The sequence below is a fragment of the Pantoea sp. B550 genome (genome assembly GCF_024158165.1).
GTDB classification, from domain to species: Bacteria; Pseudomonadota; Gammaproteobacteria; order Enterobacterales; family Enterobacteriaceae; genus Pantoea; species Pantoea alfalfae.
The window spans coordinates 532223-547276 of the sequence record NZ_JAMYXI010000003.1 but is presented as its reverse complement, the minus strand read 5'-3'; the positions used below and the strand labels follow the sequence as shown (position 1 = coordinate 547276).

Sequence of the window (15054 nt, the reverse complement as noted above, 5' to 3'; positions counted from 1 at the left end):
AAGGAGCAGGGCGGTATGTACGTACTCATGATGGTGCTGTCATTAGTCATGGCACTGATGGTATTACGGTTATTTTCATTCCATCGCGGCGTTTATAACGGCAGCGGTATTAAAAGTATCTCGGGATTGCGTGCGCTGCTGGCCAGCATCGTCGCCTTTTCACACTTTGCGCATTACGTCTATTCACTCGACCATGAGTGGATCTTTGATAAAGACTATTTTGCATGGGTGTCGCAGGGAAACTTTTTTGCCAACTCCGGTAAATTCGGTGTCGCCCTGTTTTTCATGATCTCAGCTTTTCTGTTCTATCGCTGGCTGGACAACGACAAGCTGACCACCGCTGAACTGACACGCAAATTGCTGAAGTCACGCGTGCGGCGCATTGTGCCGATGTTCTGGTTCTCTGCACTGCTGATCGTGGTCATTGGCTGGTTCAGTGGGGATGTGGTGGCGAGCGGCGCAATGCTGGTGGACGGTCTGCGCTGGTTCCTGTTTATCGGCAATTACCATATCGGTTCAATTCCGACGGCTAATATCAACGCGGGTGTCGAGTGGACGTTGCGACTGGAATGGCTGCTCTATCTGTCAATTCCGTTCATCTACCTGCTGAATCGTGCCACCGGTGGCCGCTTTAAGATGCTGCTGATCATGGGATCGATTGGCGGAATTCTGGCCGTCGCTATCGCGCTGCGTCTCTGGGGCACCGCCTATACCGATCCCCGTCCGGTGCTGGGCTTTGCAACCGGGTATCTGGCATGGCATTACCGCGACCGCTTTATGGCTTTCCGCTCCTCAGGTCTGGCGGCGGCAATGGCCATTGCTCTGGCCGTTATCGCGCTGTTCTTTACCAGTAGTACGTTCTACTACCTGATTTTCCTCTGCCTGCTGGCCGTGGTGTTTTTCATTATCAGCAGCGGCAATTCGCTGTTCGGCCTGCTGGAAAGTAAAACCCTGATGTCGGTCGGTGAGGTCAGCTACAGCCTCTATCTGATCCACGGCATCGTGCTCTATTTCATCAAGATGATTCCAGAATCATTGATTCAGCATAACTTTGTCTTCTACACCTTGCTTTCCACGCTGTTCTTTGTGGCCTCCTTCTATGTTGCCAGACTGACCTATCTCTGCGTTGAGAAGCCCTTTATCACCAGCAGTCAGAAGAAAAAAGAGGCGGCCAACGCTTCGGCAACAATTTAGGACATCACCGGTTACCCTGCCACGTCCAAACGTTATATATTTGAATTGTAAATGTTTTTAATGAGGTGCTGGCAATGAAGGACATTCGCTTCTCTATCGTGATCCCCGCTTACAATGCGTCAGAATCGATTGTAACTACGCTGGATTGCGTTAAGGCGCAGACGTATCGCAATTTTGAAGTCATCATCGTGGATGATAAATCGGCGGATGCCGCCGCGCTGGCGGAGGTGGTTCGCAGCGAACGCTACCAGGATCTCGACATCAATCTTGTGCTCTCTGAGGTTAAGCTCAACGGAGCCGGTGCGCGTAATAAAGGTATAGAGCTGGCGACCGGTGATTATGTCAGCTTCCTTGACGCCGATGATGAGTGGGCCGCGGACAAACTGCAGCAGGTGAACGAAAAAATTGCGCAGCTGGAAGCCCAGGGCAAAAAGAACGTCGTCATTTTCAGCCAGGTGAATATCTACCAGGATGGGACCTTCCTGAAAGTGATGCCGATGCAGCCACCGGGTAAAAATGAAACCGTTGCGGAATATCTGTTCGGCTGTTACGGCTTTATCCAGACCAGCACGATTGTGCTGAAGCGCGAAGACGCGGCGAAGATTCAGTTCGATACCCGCTACATCCGTCATCAGGATTATGATTTCTGCATTCGTGCCGACCGCATGGGCTATGACTTTGTCATGATCGCCGCACCGCTGGCGAACTACCACCTGGTCACGAAATTTGGCTCGAAACACAAAGGCGAATCGGTGAACTACTCGATGTTCTGGCTTGATAGCATGAAGCCGCATCTTACCCCGCGTGATATCCACACCTACAAAGCCTTTAAGCTGCCGCTGCGCTACAAAATGGATGGCAAGTCGCTGATGGCGAGCCTGAGCTTTGCGCGTTACTTCTTCCTCACCAATAAAGACAACCGTGCTTATTTTATGAACCGGGTTAAAGACAAGGTCAAAGCACGTTTCGGCGGTGAGAAAGCACACTCCTGACGCACGCCGCGCCTCGTTCTGCTCCTGACGCCAGGAGCACCTCTCTTTTCGTTTAATTCAGGGTTGAAGATGAATACTTCTGTTGGAACCGTTGGCATTGTCATGCCTATGTATAATGCACGTCAGACGGTATTACGCGCTGTGCAATCGGTTATCAATCAGCGCTATACCGACTGGCACCTCTATCTGGTTAATGATAAGTCCACCGATGACTCGCTGGAATTTGTGCGCGAGCATTGTCAGGACCCGCGCATTACTATTCTGGATAACGCCGTCAACATGGGTGCAGCAGAGACCCGCAACGTCGGGCTGCGCGCGGCGACTGAAGAGATTATCGCGTTTCTCGACAGCGACGATGAGTGGCACGCCGATAAACTGACCCAGCAGGTTGCGGCCATCGCGGCGGGTGATGATTTTGTGATTACCGAATATCACTATAAAACCCGCAAAGCTGAGCACGACATCACCTACAGCAAACCTTACCTGCAGCAGGAAAACTTTGTGAAGAAGCAGTATCGCGTCTGTTTCTCTTCTGTCTGTTTCCGCCGTCCACCGCAGGGTCTGTTCTTCCAGCGAAAAGGACACGAAGATTTCCTGTTTTTGTATGAATTATTCACCCGCTATAAGCAGGCACGCGTAATTCAGACGATTCTGGTCAACTATTACGAGTTAGGCGATTCCCTTTCGCGTAATAAGAACAAAGCGGCCCAGTGGCACCTTGAACTATTAAGAATTATCTATAAAAACAATCCGTTAAAAATCTATTACTATTACGCCTGGTATATGGTGAATGGTGTGCTATTTACCCTTAAGCATCGTTAAGCCTGTCGGCAGGATTGTCTTTAAAATTTGAGGTGGATAGCGTTTCATGAAAAAAATTGTCCTGGTGATCAAAGATGCTTATTCGTATGCGGGCACCGAGAACATCTGTAACTTTATGTCAGAGTGTCTTGGCGAAACGCATGACGTCACCATCTACTCGCTGGAAGGTAGCGGTAAAACCTTTTATCCGTTTGAGCATGTCAGAGAAATCGTCAGCTTCGAAGGGCAGAGCAACCCGATTAAAAGCGCGGTAGCGCGAATTAACGAAGAGGGTTTCGATACCGTCTTCCTGATCAGCATGGGTCGCCTGAGCGTGATGTTCGCCTTCTGGAATCTGCTGGCCATGAAGAAGAAGCGAGGCAAAGCCTACGCCTGCGAACATATCGCCATTAACTCCTTCAGCAAACCGATTAAGTTCCTCAAGTTTCTGCTGCTGCGCTACTACGATCGCGTGATTGTTCTGACCGAAAAAGATCATCAGGTGTTCAGCCGCTGGCGCATTCCCAGCAAGCCAATCCCCAACCCGGTGGTATACAAAGGCTATCAGCGTCAGACCCGTCATCGCCAGGCGCTGGCGGTGGGCCGTCTGGATAACCAGAAGGGCTTTGATCTGCTGCTGGATATCTGGCGCGACTTCTCCCGCACTCATGCCGACTGGACGCTGGTGATTGCCGGTGACGGCGAACTGCGTCAGCAACTGCATGACCAGGCGGCCGTGCTGGGCATTACCGACAGCGTGAAGTTTGTCGGCAAGGTCAGCAATATCAATGACTATTATCGCGACAGCGACATGGCGCTGATGACGTCGCGCTATGAAGGTTTGCCACTGGTGCTGCTGGAAGCGAAATCCTGGTCACTGCCGGTCGTCGCGTATGACTGCCCGACCGGGCCGCAGGAGATCATCAACCACGGTGAAGATGGATTCCTGGTCCCGATGAATGACAAAGCCACGTTTCTGGCCCGAATGGAGCAGCTTGCCACCGATGACGCGCTGTTCTATGCCATGAGCGAAAAAACCAGACAAACCGCGCTGAAATTTGACGGTAACCAGATTAAGCAAAGCTGGCTGTCATTGGTTTAACAGAAGCTGGAAAAGCTCACTTGCGACGTGCCTCAGGGACACCGCCATGGCCAATGGCCTTATTGACTACGGGAATTGATGCATGAAAAGAAGAGAAGTTTTACAGACCGCCGCCTCCGCTCTGGTGGGGGCTCTCTCCGTGAGCACCTTTTCCAGCTACGCTGCAAAAAGTAACGGCATTGCCCTGAAGCCGGTTGATGCGGCTGCTATCCCTAAAGGCGACGTGCCTATCCTGACGCCAGAGAATGTCTACGCCATGCCACCACAGTTCTGGCAGGGCTTTGAGGGCAAACTCTGGATTGGTAAAGCGGGTGTGGATGCCAGCAAACCGGGTAACCAGATTCCGGTCTTCCTGCGCGATGCCAGCGGTAAAGTGTCTGAGATTGCTCAGCCTATCGCGCTGAACAAGGGCAATTTTACCCAGTTTATTCAGGACAACGCTGCGCTGATTGCCGATCCTTCTCATTCGATGACGGTCGAGGACAACAACGGTCAGACCCTGTTTAATATCGCCGATGTCAGCCGTCCGGGCGCCGCTGATTTCAGTCAGCGTCTGGCTCAGCCGGCGGGTTATCAGCTGATTGGCGAGATCGCGTCTGTCGCGGAGTTACGCAAAACCCGTCCGCTGTTTGAAGGGGCCAAGGTTAAGCTCAAAAGCTGGCATGAAGGACGGGAAGTCGGCGGCGGTGAGTTTGTCGGTAGCTTCCAGTCCACTCAGAATGATGGCGGCGTAAACATTGCCGGTGAGGGCTTCTCATGGCGTCGTGTGGTAGACGATTTCAACCGTCTGACGCTGTTTGATTTCGGTGCGATTGCCGATGGCCAGACCGATACAGCCCCTGCCATTATGGCAATGTTCAATTGGTCACAGCAGGCTAACCAGCAGATCTGTGTCCAGTTCCCGGCCGGGACCTTTATGGTTTCCGCCTGTAATCTGGGCGAGAAGAATCTCAATCTATTCCGCATCTCAGGGGCGATGGTTAACTTCGGCTACTTCCCGGCGACCACGATTGTCTCTGATGGTAAGTCAGATTTTGTTTTTGAGATGAATGCCCGTCGGGTCGAGCTTTCTAACCTGATTTTTAACGGTAATAGCGATAAAAGCCCGAATCAGCAGGGCTTTTTCCATAACACGTGTCCTGGCGGACAATTTTTCCGTGGGGCCTGCCTGCGCTTTACCGCAGTAGGTGGCACGGCCATCAGTCTGCAGGATACGCTCGATTGCAAAATCGATCAGTGGTACGCCTCACGCTGCAGCGGTGATGTGATCAAAGCAGGCTGGTCTGGTCAGAAGCAGGGCAACTGGGATCACAGTACCGCAATCGAGCTGTCAAACTTCAATGCGCAGCACTGTCGCGGCGGCAAGGTTCTTAACCTGGCGCGCTGCGCCCAGTCGATTATTCACAATGGCTGGATTGAGCACTGTGATAATCCAGGCGATATCTCCAACGGCCAGTGGATTATCGATGCATTAAGCCTGGAAGATTGTAAGAATCCGCTTATCGCCCATAACAGCCGCCTGAATATGCGTCAGACCAGCCTGCAGTCGGGCAGCTGGATAGATAACTCCATGCAGGGCGATCGTCTGCTCAGTATCTGGGAAATGGGCTCGACCCGTGTGGAGTCTTATGGCGTCGCGCTGGATGGCAGCCTGAATTATAACTACATCACCTCGCGCTGGCGTTTAGAGAACAATACGAACCAGGAGACCTGGTTTGACCTTGGCAGCCTCTACTCACCGACGGTGGGTGATTCGTGGGAGATCGAAATCTTCGGTCAGTCGCAGTTCAGTAACGGCAGTGGCGATAAGCCGCTGATGAACCTGATTGGCGACAAGACCACCGGCGGCCGCGCAGTGATCCACGTGCAGCGCAAGAAAGACCTGTCGGAAGCGAGCTGGTCGGCCGAAGGCAGCAGCCCGATTGTGGATGTGCGCTATGTGGCTGAGCATGACACCGATGTCCGTATCTTCGTCAAACTGGCGGGCTGGACGCCGTCGGCGGCCGTGCTGGTGAAAACCACCGGTAAAGATCGCTTTGTGACCGGTCGCTGTGCGCGGGTCAATGCAAAGATGGAGAAGGGCAATCCGCCATCGGGTGACGCGGCCAAACGCGCGCCGCAGCGTTTCAGCCTGCACAACGGCAAAGCGGGCGTGGGTGCCAACGAGCAGGGCGATCTGCTGATGGCTTCCCGTCCGCTCTCCGCCGGGCAGGTCGATACCAGTAAGCCGGAAGGCTTTGTTTCCGTGGTGATCAACGGTAAACAGGTTGCGTTGCCTTACTTCGCGATTAAGTCATAACCCCTTGTATCAGGGCCGCCAGAATGGAGGCGGCCGGTTTAACAGGAGCAGTACCTTTGGGTGCGTTATCCCGTAAAGCATGACTTTAAACAGCGTTCATTTTGCCCATTTCGGATCTGGGCGGCTTACAGAATTAAAAAAATTTATTCGGAGTTGTTATGAAAATTTTATTGGTGGGTAACCATACGTGTGGGAATCGCGGGGATGGCGCGATTCTTCGTGGACTAATCGATTCAATGAAGTCTGCACGCAGTGATTTAGACATTGATGTTATTAGCCGTTATCCAACCAGCTCCGGTTATCTGCTCCAGCAGGATATTCAGCAGGATGCGCTGTATCTGCACAACAGCAAATCAGGTAAAGGTCTGGTCGGTTCGTTTAAGCGTAAAGTGGCGAATCGTCTGATGCCCGATATCATGATGGCGCATCTGGGCAAGGGCGGGATCTTTAAGTCGTTCTCTGTGCCGCCTCACCTGAAGGCCTTTACCGAAAGCCTGGCAAAATATGATGCGATTATTCAGGTTGGCGGATCCTTCTTCGTCGATCTCTATGGCGTGACCCAGTTTGACCATGCGCTCTGTGCGCTGATGGCGAAAAAACCGATCTATCTGATCGGCCACTCAGTGGGACCTTTCCAGAACCCGCGCGTCAATGCGCTGGCAAATTTTGTTTTTGATCGGGTCGACAGCCTGGTGCTGCGTGAATCGGTCAGCCTTGATCTGATGAAACGCGATGGCGTGACCAGCTCTAAAGTGGCATCGGGTGTGGATACCGCTTTCCTGGTGCGTGCGCGTGAAGTCGAAAACCCGAGCCATAACCTGCTTTACTGGCAGGGCATTATCGATGCCCGTAAAACCATCGCGATTACCGTGCGTGAACTGGCGCCGTTTGATAAACGTCTGGGTGTCACACAGAAAGAGTATGAAGCGGCGTTTGGCCGGGTGATTAATGCCATGATTGCTGAAGGCTATCAGGTTGTGGCGTTCTCCACCTGTACCGGCATCGACAGCTATGCCAAAGATGACCGCATGGTGGCACTGACGCTGCGTGACCACGTGGCGCAGCCGGAACATTACCATGTCATCATGGACGAGTTTAATGACCTGGAGCTGGGCATTCTGCTGAGTCACTGCCATCTGACCATCGGTACCCGCCTGCACTCGGCGATTATCTCCATGAACTTTGGCACCCCGGCTGTGGCAATCAACTATGAGCACAAGTCGATGGGTGTAATGAACCAGTTGGGTCTGCCGCAGATGGCAACCGATGTGAAAAGCCTGATGGACGGCTCGCTGATCGACAAGGTGAAAACGGTTCTTGCCGATTACGACAACATTAAGCTTAAGGTCAATACGGCCGTTGCGAATGAAAGGGAAATTGGCAACCGGATCACTGAAGAGATTCTCAAAGTATTAGGGTAATGTGATGAAACTGACTTTTTTCACCATGCGTTTCCCGGTTGCCTCTGAGACATTCGTTCTAAATCAGGTGACCCATTTTATTGATGCCGGTTACGAGGTGGAGATTATTTCAGTCTTTCCCGGCGATTTAGTGAACCGGCATGCGGCGTTTGATGAGTATGGTCTGGCGGCGAAGACGCACTATCTGCTGCCGGAAGAGAAAGTCTCGATTGTTGATAAGCTGAACCAGCGTATCAAACTGGTGCTGCCAAAAGTAACGAAGCCGTCGCTGCTGCGTTCGCTGAATGTACGCCGTTATGGCGCGCAGTCCAGCAAACTGCTGCTGCCGTCGATTGTAGCGAATGCTAAGCAGACCTTTACCGCAGATGTGTTTCTGGTGCATTTCGGCTATGCCGGCGCACTGGCAAACAAACTGCGTGAACTGGGCGTGCTTAAGGGTAAACAGGCGACCGTGTTTCATGGCGCTGATATTTCCCGCCGTCACATTCTGGAAGAGCACAAACTCGACTACGTGAATCTGTTCCGCCAGAGTGAGCTGATGCTGCCCATCAGCCATCTGTGGGAGAACAAGCTGATTGAGATGGGGTGCCCGCCGGATAAAATTCACGTGACGCGTATGGGCATTGAGCCGGAGAAGTTTAACTTCCAGCCGCGCCAGGCGTTCCATACGCCGCTCCGTATCGTTTCGGTGGCGCGTCTGACCGAGAAAAAAGGCCTGGATGTGGCGGTGAAAGCCAGCGCCATCCTGAAGCAGCGTGGCGGTCAGTTTCAGTACACCATTATCGGCAACGGCGATCAGGATGAGATGATGCGTGATTTCATCGCCCGTGAGGGGATGGAAGATTGTGTCAGCATGCCGGGCTTTAAGCCGCAGGAGGAGATCCGTCGTGCGCTAAGCGAGGCTGACATCTTCCTGCTGCCGTCCAAAACCGCCGCAGATGGCGATATGGAGGGTATTCCGGTCGCACTGATGGAAGCGATGGCGGTTGGCCTGCCTGTGGTCTCTACCTTCCACAGCGGCATTCCGGAGCTGATTGAGAACAACGTTTCTGGCTGGCTGGTGGAAGAGGACGACCCCGAGGCGCTGGCGGAAACGCTGCTGAAGTTGTCTCAGGGCGAAGTCGATGTGGCGCCCGTGGTCGCGGCCGCCCGTCACAAAGTTGAGACTGAATTTAATCAGCATATCGCCTACGGCGAACTGGCACAGATTCTGGAGCGACTGGTGTGAGTGGATTTAAGTCACAGGCGATTTGGCTGTTCGGCAGTACCTGCTTTTCTGCGGTGCTGCAGGTTGCACAGCTGAGCTTTCTCGCCCGCAAACTGGAAACCCACGAGCTGGGCCTGTTAGCCATCATCAACGCCATCCTGGCGGTGGCGGGTGTGTTGCAGGATATGGGGATGAGCAGTTATCTGGTGCATCGCCAGAACATTACCCGTCGTGAGCAGAGCACCATCTACTGGGTGAACGTCTCGCTCAGCCTGTGTACCGGGTTAATCATGTTGCTGATCGCCTTCCCGGTCTCCTGGTTCTATCACCTGCCGGAGCTGACCGGGCTGATCATGCTGACCAGCCTGAACTTCCTGGTGCTGGGGCACCTGTCGCAATATCAGGCGCACTACATCAAAACCAAGCGGATGGTCTCGCTGGCGAAGATTGAGATGGGCACCAAACTGTTTGCCTTCCTCTGTGTCGTGGCGATGCTGGAGTTCACCTCGCTGACGGTGGCGGCGGCAATTCTGGGTCTGTTCATCAACGCCTTTACGCGCATCCTTTGCATGATTGCACTGGGTGAGAAGTCTTGGCGTCCGACCTGGGAGTTCGACAAAGCGACCTTCTTCGGCGCGATTCGCTACGGCAGCTATCAGCTCGGTTCGCAGACCATTAACCAGTTACGTACCCAGGCGGATGCGCTGGTGGTCGGTAAAGTCATGGGTGCTGAGATGCTGGGCGTTTACTCGCTGGCGAAAGAGCTGGTGCTGCAACCGCTGAAGCTTGTCACGCCGGTGATTAATCGTCTGGCACTGCCGCGCTTTGCTGAGAAACAGCACGATGCCGAGCAGCTGAAAAAGCTGTTCCTGAAAGGTACGCTGGGGATCATGCTGTTCAGCAGCGCCATGTATCTGGCCATTGGTATCTTCTCGCCGGTTATTGTGCGTGTGCTCTATGGCGCATCACATGAGCAGGTCTATCACCTGATCCCGCTGATGCTGCTGTTTGGTATGCTGCGGCCGATGGGGGGGCTGACCGGGGCAATTTCCCAGGCCAACGGACGGACCAACGTTGAGTTCTACTGGAACATCGTGGCGAGCATTGTGGTCCTGGCGGTACTGGCGACCACCTTTATCTGGCCAAACGTGCTCTACGTCGCGCTGACGCTCTCCATCTCGCAGATTCTGATCTCGGCACTGGCGCATCCATTCTTTATCAAGCCGGTGATTGGCATTCGGTTTATTCCTTATGCCCGGCAGTGGGTGGCCGTGTCGGTGGTATTTGTTGGCGTGATGCTGCTGGTAAATCACTTTAATCTGTTTGTGATGCCAGAGTGGTTTGAAGGCTGGCTCTGATTACAAAGCGTTATATCAACGGGCGGCCTCAGGGTCGCCCGTTTTCATTTATAGCTGGTCTCAGCCATGCAACGAAGAGTGCTGTAGGTCACAGTGGCAATATTCGATTACTGATTGTCTTTATTCAGTTTATGGTGTTGCTGGCAATGGGCAAAATGCCGAATTTCCAAGTTATGACAGAGAGTTACTGTCCGCTTTTCAGATAAAGATTATACTTGCTCTTCCGGCCGATCCTGCATAATCGACCCACATCTTCATTTTATTAAACGGAATAAATATGACCAAGCTTAAAGCAGTAATCCCGGTTGCGGGCCTCGGTATGCATATGCTCCCTGCGACTAAAGCCATTCCGAAAGAGATGCTGCCTGTCGTCGACAAACCGATGATTCAGTACATCATTGACGAGTGTGTTGCCGCGGGTATTAAAGAGATTGTGCTGGTCACGCATGCATCGAAAAATGCCGTAGAAAACCACTTCGACACCACTTATGAACTCGAAGCGCTGCTGGAAGCGCGCGTGAAGCGTCAGCTGCTGAGCGAAGTGCAGTCTATCTGCCCGCCAGGCGTCACCATCATGAACGTGCGTCAGGCACAGCCGCTGGGCCTGGGCCACTCGATTCTCTGTGCCCGTCCGATGATCGGTGATAACCCGTTCGTGGTCGTACTGCCAGACGTTCTGCTGGATGACTCAACGGCTGACCACATGCGTTATAACCTCGCTGCGATGGTTGCCCGTTTTGAAGAGACCGGCCACAGCCAGGTCCTGGCGCAACATATGCCCGCGTCCAATCTCACTGAGTACTCGGTAATCACCACTGCAGAGCCGATTGATCACCCTGGCGACATCAGCACCATTACCGATTTCGTTGAGAAGCCTGAAGATACCACCGGACTGAACTCTGACCTGGCCGCGGTTGGCCGCTATGTCCTTTCTGCTGATATCTGGGCAGAACTGGAACGCACGGAGCCAGGCGCCTGGGGCCGTATCCAGCTGACCGATGCGATCGCCAGCCTGAGTAAGCACAAAACGGTTGATGTCTCTCTGCTGACCGGTCACAGTTTCGACTGCGGTCGTAAACTGGGTTACATGCAGGCGTTCGTCTCTTACGGACTGCGCAACAATGCGCAGGGTCGCGATTTCCGCGAAGCTATCCAGACGATTCTCGCAAAACAAAAGTAATTAAATCGCCGCGTCATGCGCGGCAGATTGAAAGGAGCTCACATGGCAATTTTAGTAACGGGTGGAGCAGGCTATATCGGCTCCCATACGGTACTGGCGCTGTTGCAGCGCGGTGATGATGTTGTGGTTCTGGATAACCTCTGCAACGCCTCACGCGAAGCCATTAACCGCGTGGAGAAACTGGCGGGTAAGAAAGCGACCTTCGTCGAGGGCGATATCCGTGACCGCGCCTGTCTGCGTGACCTGTTCGCAGCCAACAGCATTTCAGCCGTAATCCACTTCGCTGCGCTTAAAGCAGTCGGTGAATCTACGCGTATGCCGCTGGAGTACTACGAGAACAACGTCGCGGGCACAGTGGTACTGCTGGAAGAGATGCGTGATGCCGGCGTCTGGAACTTTATCTTCAGCTCATCAGCGACCGTCTACGGCGCAGATGCACCGGTTCCTTACGTTGAGACTACGCCAATTGGCGGCACCACCAGTCCGTACGGCACCTCCAAGCTGATGACCGAATTCGTCATGCGCGACTTCGCCAAAGCGGAGCCGAAGTTCAAGGCGATTGCCCTGCGTTATTTCAATCCGGTCGGCGCGCATGAGTCTGGTGAAATCGGTGAAGACCCGACCGGCATCCCGAACAACCTGCTGCCCTATATCGCGCAGGTCGCGATTGGTCGTCTGGAGAAGCTGGGCGTGTTTGGTGGCGATTACGATACGCCAGACGGAACCTGCCTGCGTGACTACATCCACGTGGTTGACCTGGCGGAAGGGCACCTGAAAGCGCTGGATCACCTGAGCAAAGTGGAAGGCTACACCGCCTTCAACCTGGGCGGCGGCAAAGGCTTCTCCGTGCTGGAGATGATTAAGGCATTCGAGAAGGCGTCCGGTAAGGCGATCCCGTTTGAGATCAAGCCACGCCGTGACGGTGACCTGCCTGCGTTCTGGGCCGATGCATCACTGGCAAACAGTGAGCTCGACTGGCGCGTGACGCGCGGCATCGATGAGATGATGCGCGATACGTGGAACTGGCAGAGTAAGAACCCGGATGGGTTCAGGTAGTTGAAAAAAAGGCGAACTCCGGTTCGCCTTTCTTATATTTGATTTGAAATATCTTATCAGACCTTTCTCATAATTCTGATTGCATCATCCTGAGGCATCAGCAACCATCCCCTACGCCAGAAAAGTGCTCATTAGTTGAACTAACACCTGCGGCATAAACGCATTTTATTCGTAATAGCTATACCTCAGTGATAGAATTTACGATTGTTGAATGATAAACCCACTTAAACAATTTCATTAATAAAGTGATATCAATCAACTGAATGCTGAACATCTGGCGGATTCTTGTTGTCAGCATACTCATTCGGTCAAAGATAATCAGCATCGTGGGAGCTGTAACCCAGGGGCGGTAGCGTGCTCTTAAAACGCCTATGATTGTCTGCTTTTTATTCGGGCGCCCATGCCTCAGATAGCTTGTCAGGAATAAACACGTTATGAAGATACTTATCACTGGTGGTGCAGGTTTTATCGGTTCAGCGGTTGTGCGTCATGTTATCAACAATACAAATGATGAAGTCATAAACGTTGATAAACTTACCTATGCAGGCAATCTTGAATCATTGAAAGAGGTGAGCGGCCATCCTCGCTACACTTTTAAGCAGATCGATATCTGCGATGGTCAGGCTATCACTGAAGCGTTAAATGAATTTCAGCCTGATGCTATCATGCATCTGGCCGCTGAAAGTCATGTAGACCGCTCGATCACCGGTCCGGCTGAGTTTGTTCAGACTAACGTGGTAGGCACCTATGCTCTGTTAGAGGCGAGCCGCCAGTACTGGAGCGCATTGCCTGAAGAACGTAAAGCGGCATTTCGTTTCCACCATATTTCTACTGACGAAGTGTATGGTGATCTACCGCATCCGGATGAGATGGACGGCGATTTACCGCTGTTTACCGAAGAGACCCCTTATGCCCCGAGCAGTCCCTACTCCTCAACAAAAGCAGCCAGCGATCATCTGGTTCGCGCCTGGGGCCGCACCTATAAATTGCCGGTTATTGTAACCAACTGCTCAAACAACTACGGTCCTTATCATTTCCCGGAAAAACTCATTCCACTGATCATCAGCAATGCGCTGGAAGGTAAACCACTGCCAATCTATGGCAAGGGCGACCAGATCCGTGACTGGCTCTATGTTGAAGATCACGCGCGCGCGCTCTATACCGTGGTTAAAAATGCAGAGACGGGCACTACCTATAACATCGGTGGTCATAACGAAAAGAAAAATATCGATGTTGTGTTGAAAGTCTGCGAACTGCTTGATGAGCTGCGTCCAAAAGACACACCTTACAGCGCTCAGATTACCTATGTTCAGGACCGTCCGGGACACGATCGCCGCTACGCGATTGATGCCGCTAAGATTGAGAAAGATCTTGGCTGGAAACCGGAAGAGACCTTTGAAACGGGTCTGAAGAAAACCGTTGAATGGTACCTCAATAATTCTCAGTGGGTTGAGCATGTGAAGAGCGGTGCCTATCAGAACTGGATCGAACAGAACTACGAGAAGCGTAGCTAATGGATATTTTGCTGTTTGGTAAAAACGGACAGGTCGGCTGGGAATTGCAGCGTGCGCTTGCGCCGTTAGGCAATTTAATCGTGGTCGATCGTCATTCCCGTGACTACTGCGGTGATTTTGAAAATCCTGAAGGCGTTGCTGAAACGGTTCGCAAAATTAAGCCAGCGGTTATCGTTAATGCCACCGCTTACACTGCGGTGGATAAAGCGGAATCAGAGCAGAATAAAGCTCGGCTGATTAACGCTACTTCTATTGAAGCTTTGGCTGCAGTCGCCGAAGAGACAGGGGCATGGTTAATCCATTACTCTACCGACTATGTTTTTGACGGCTCTGGTAATCAACCATGGCGCGAAGACGATGCTACTGCGCCGCTTAACACCTACGGTCAGACCAAGCTGGAAGGAGAGCAGGCTATTGTCAGCAATATGACGAAATACCTGATTTTCCGCACCAGTTGGGTCTATGCCGCGAAGGGTAACAACTTTGCCAAAACAATGCTGAAACTGGCAAAAGACCGGGAATCCCTGTCAGTAATAAACGATCAGTTTGGTGCACCTACCGGCGCTGAGCTTATTGCTGACTGCACGGCTCATGCAATCAGAGTGGCTCTGGAAAATAGCAATGTCGCAGGCCTGTATCACCTCATTGCAGCAGGTGAGACGACCTGGCATGCCTATGCCACTAAAGTCATAGAGTTTGCGAAAGCACAGGGTGTCGAACTGCAGGTGCAGACGATCAATGCTGTTCCAACCAGTGCATTCCCTACACCGGCTAAACGTCCTGCAAACTCAAGACTCAATACAGAGAAATTTCAGCAGACCTTTGGTCTGAACCTGCCCGACTGGACGGTCGGCGTTGAACGTATGCTGCTCGAAACGCTTATTTAATCGAAACAGGCCGCAATAGCGACCTGACCATTTAAGGTGAAAT

At 52.6% G+C, this 15054-nt stretch carries 12 protein-coding genes; all 12 read left to right on the top strand.

Annotated elements, in window-relative coordinates; genetic code table 11:
* The first annotated feature begins 15 nt into the window (after positions 1–15).
* A complete protein-coding gene (locus tag NIM72_RS05670) occupies positions 16–1194 on the top strand; it encodes an acyltransferase (RefSeq protein WP_161732292.1) in 1179 nt (392 codons plus the stop codon).
* 74 nt (positions 1195–1268) lie between these two features.
* On the top strand, positions 1269–2186 hold the full coding sequence (locus tag NIM72_RS05665) for a glycosyltransferase (RefSeq protein ID WP_253419287.1): 918 nt from the start codon (positions 1269–1271) through the stop codon (positions 2184–2186).
* 69 nt (positions 2187–2255) lie between these two features.
* Positions 2256–3008 carry a glycosyltransferase family 2 protein gene (locus NIM72_RS05660; RefSeq protein WP_150010351.1) on the top strand — a complete coding sequence of 251 codons (753 nt, stop codon included), beginning with the start codon at positions 2256–2258 and terminating at the stop codon, positions 3006–3008.
* Between the two features lie 46 nt (positions 3009–3054).
* Positions 3055–4089 (top strand): glycosyltransferase, encoded by a 1035-nt coding sequence (locus NIM72_RS05655; RefSeq protein WP_161732296.1) that lies wholly within the window; start codon positions 3055–3057, stop codon positions 4087–4089.
* Positions 4090–4171: 82 nt separating this feature from the next.
* Positions 4172–6388 carry a phage tailspike protein gene (locus NIM72_RS05650; protein WP_161732298.1) on the top strand — a complete coding sequence of 739 codons (2217 nt, stop codon included), beginning with the start codon at positions 4172–4174 and terminating at the stop codon, positions 6386–6388.
* A 158-nt stretch (positions 6389–6546) separates the two neighbouring features.
* The gene (gene wcaK / locus NIM72_RS05645) at positions 6547–7809 is read left to right on the top strand and encodes a colanic acid biosynthesis pyruvyl transferase WcaK (RefSeq protein ID WP_253419283.1); all 1263 of its coding nucleotides are present in this window, start codon (positions 6547–6549) and stop codon (positions 7807–7809) included.
* Between the two features lie 4 nt (positions 7810–7813).
* Positions 7814–9037 carry a glycosyltransferase gene (locus tag NIM72_RS05640; RefSeq protein WP_161732302.1) on the top strand — a complete coding sequence of 408 codons (1224 nt, stop codon included), beginning with the start codon at positions 7814–7816 and terminating at the stop codon, positions 9035–9037.
* Positions 9034–10374 (top strand): lipopolysaccharide biosynthesis protein, encoded by a 1341-nt coding sequence (locus NIM72_RS05635; RefSeq protein WP_033733234.1) that lies wholly within the window; start codon positions 9034–9036, stop codon positions 10372–10374. Before NIM72_RS05640 ends, NIM72_RS05635 begins: the two co-directional genes overlap by 4 nt.
* Before the next feature lie 277 nt (positions 10375–10651).
* Positions 10652–11554, top strand: coding sequence for a UTP--glucose-1-phosphate uridylyltransferase GalF (galF, locus tag NIM72_RS05630; RefSeq protein WP_161732304.1), 903 nt, complete (start codon positions 10652–10654; stop codon positions 11552–11554).
* Between the two features lie 42 nt (positions 11555–11596).
* Positions 11597–12610, top strand: a complete 1014-nt coding sequence (galE, locus tag NIM72_RS05625) for a UDP-glucose 4-epimerase GalE (RefSeq protein ID WP_161732306.1) — start codon at positions 11597–11599, stop codon at positions 12608–12610.
* 434 nt (positions 12611–13044) lie between these two features.
* Complete coding sequence (gene rfbB, locus NIM72_RS05620; RefSeq protein WP_253419280.1) at positions 13045–14124, top strand: dTDP-glucose 4,6-dehydratase; 1080 nt, start codon at positions 13045–13047, stop codon at positions 14122–14124.
* Complete coding sequence (gene rfbD / locus NIM72_RS05615) at positions 14124–15011, top strand: dTDP-4-dehydrorhamnose reductase (RefSeq protein WP_253419277.1); 888 nt, start codon at positions 14124–14126, stop codon at positions 15009–15011. The genes rfbB and rfbD overlap by 1 nt, the downstream gene beginning before the upstream one ends.
* The last annotated feature ends 43 nt before the right edge of the window (positions 15012–15054 follow it).

Bases quoted from the DNA above. Each gene is read 5' to 3' on its own strand.
- NIM72_RS05660 (WP_150010351.1), top strand. From the start codon at position 2,256: ATGAATACTTCTGTTGGAACCGTTGGCATTGTCATGCCTATGTATAAT.
- NIM72_RS05640 (WP_161732302.1), top strand. From the start codon at position 7,814: ATGAAACTGACTTTTTTCACCATGCGTTTCCCGGTTGCCTCTGAGACA.
- NIM72_RS05665 (WP_253419287.1), top strand. From the start codon at position 1,269: ATGAAGGACATTCGCTTCTCTATCGTGATCCCCGCTTACAATGCGTCA.
- rfbD (WP_253419277.1), top strand. From the start codon at position 14,124: ATGGATATTTTGCTGTTTGGTAAAAACGGACAGGTCGGCTGGGAATTG.
- NIM72_RS05670 (WP_161732292.1), top strand. From the start codon at position 16: ATGTACGTACTCATGATGGTGCTGTCATTAGTCATGGCACTGATGGTA.
- NIM72_RS05655 (WP_161732296.1), top strand. From the start codon at position 3,055: ATGAAAAAAATTGTCCTGGTGATCAAAGATGCTTATTCGTATGCGGGC.
- galF (WP_161732304.1), top strand. From the start codon at position 10,652: ATGACCAAGCTTAAAGCAGTAATCCCGGTTGCGGGCCTCGGTATGCAT.
- rfbB (WP_253419280.1), top strand. From the start codon at position 13,045: ATGAAGATACTTATCACTGGTGGTGCAGGTTTTATCGGTTCAGCGGTT.
- NIM72_RS05650 (WP_161732298.1), top strand. From the start codon at position 4,172: ATGAAAAGAAGAGAAGTTTTACAGACCGCCGCCTCCGCTCTGGTGGGG.
- wcaK (WP_253419283.1), top strand. From the start codon at position 6,547: ATGAAAATTTTATTGGTGGGTAACCATACGTGTGGGAATCGCGGGGAT.
- galE (WP_161732306.1), top strand. From the start codon at position 11,597: ATGGCAATTTTAGTAACGGGTGGAGCAGGCTATATCGGCTCCCATACG.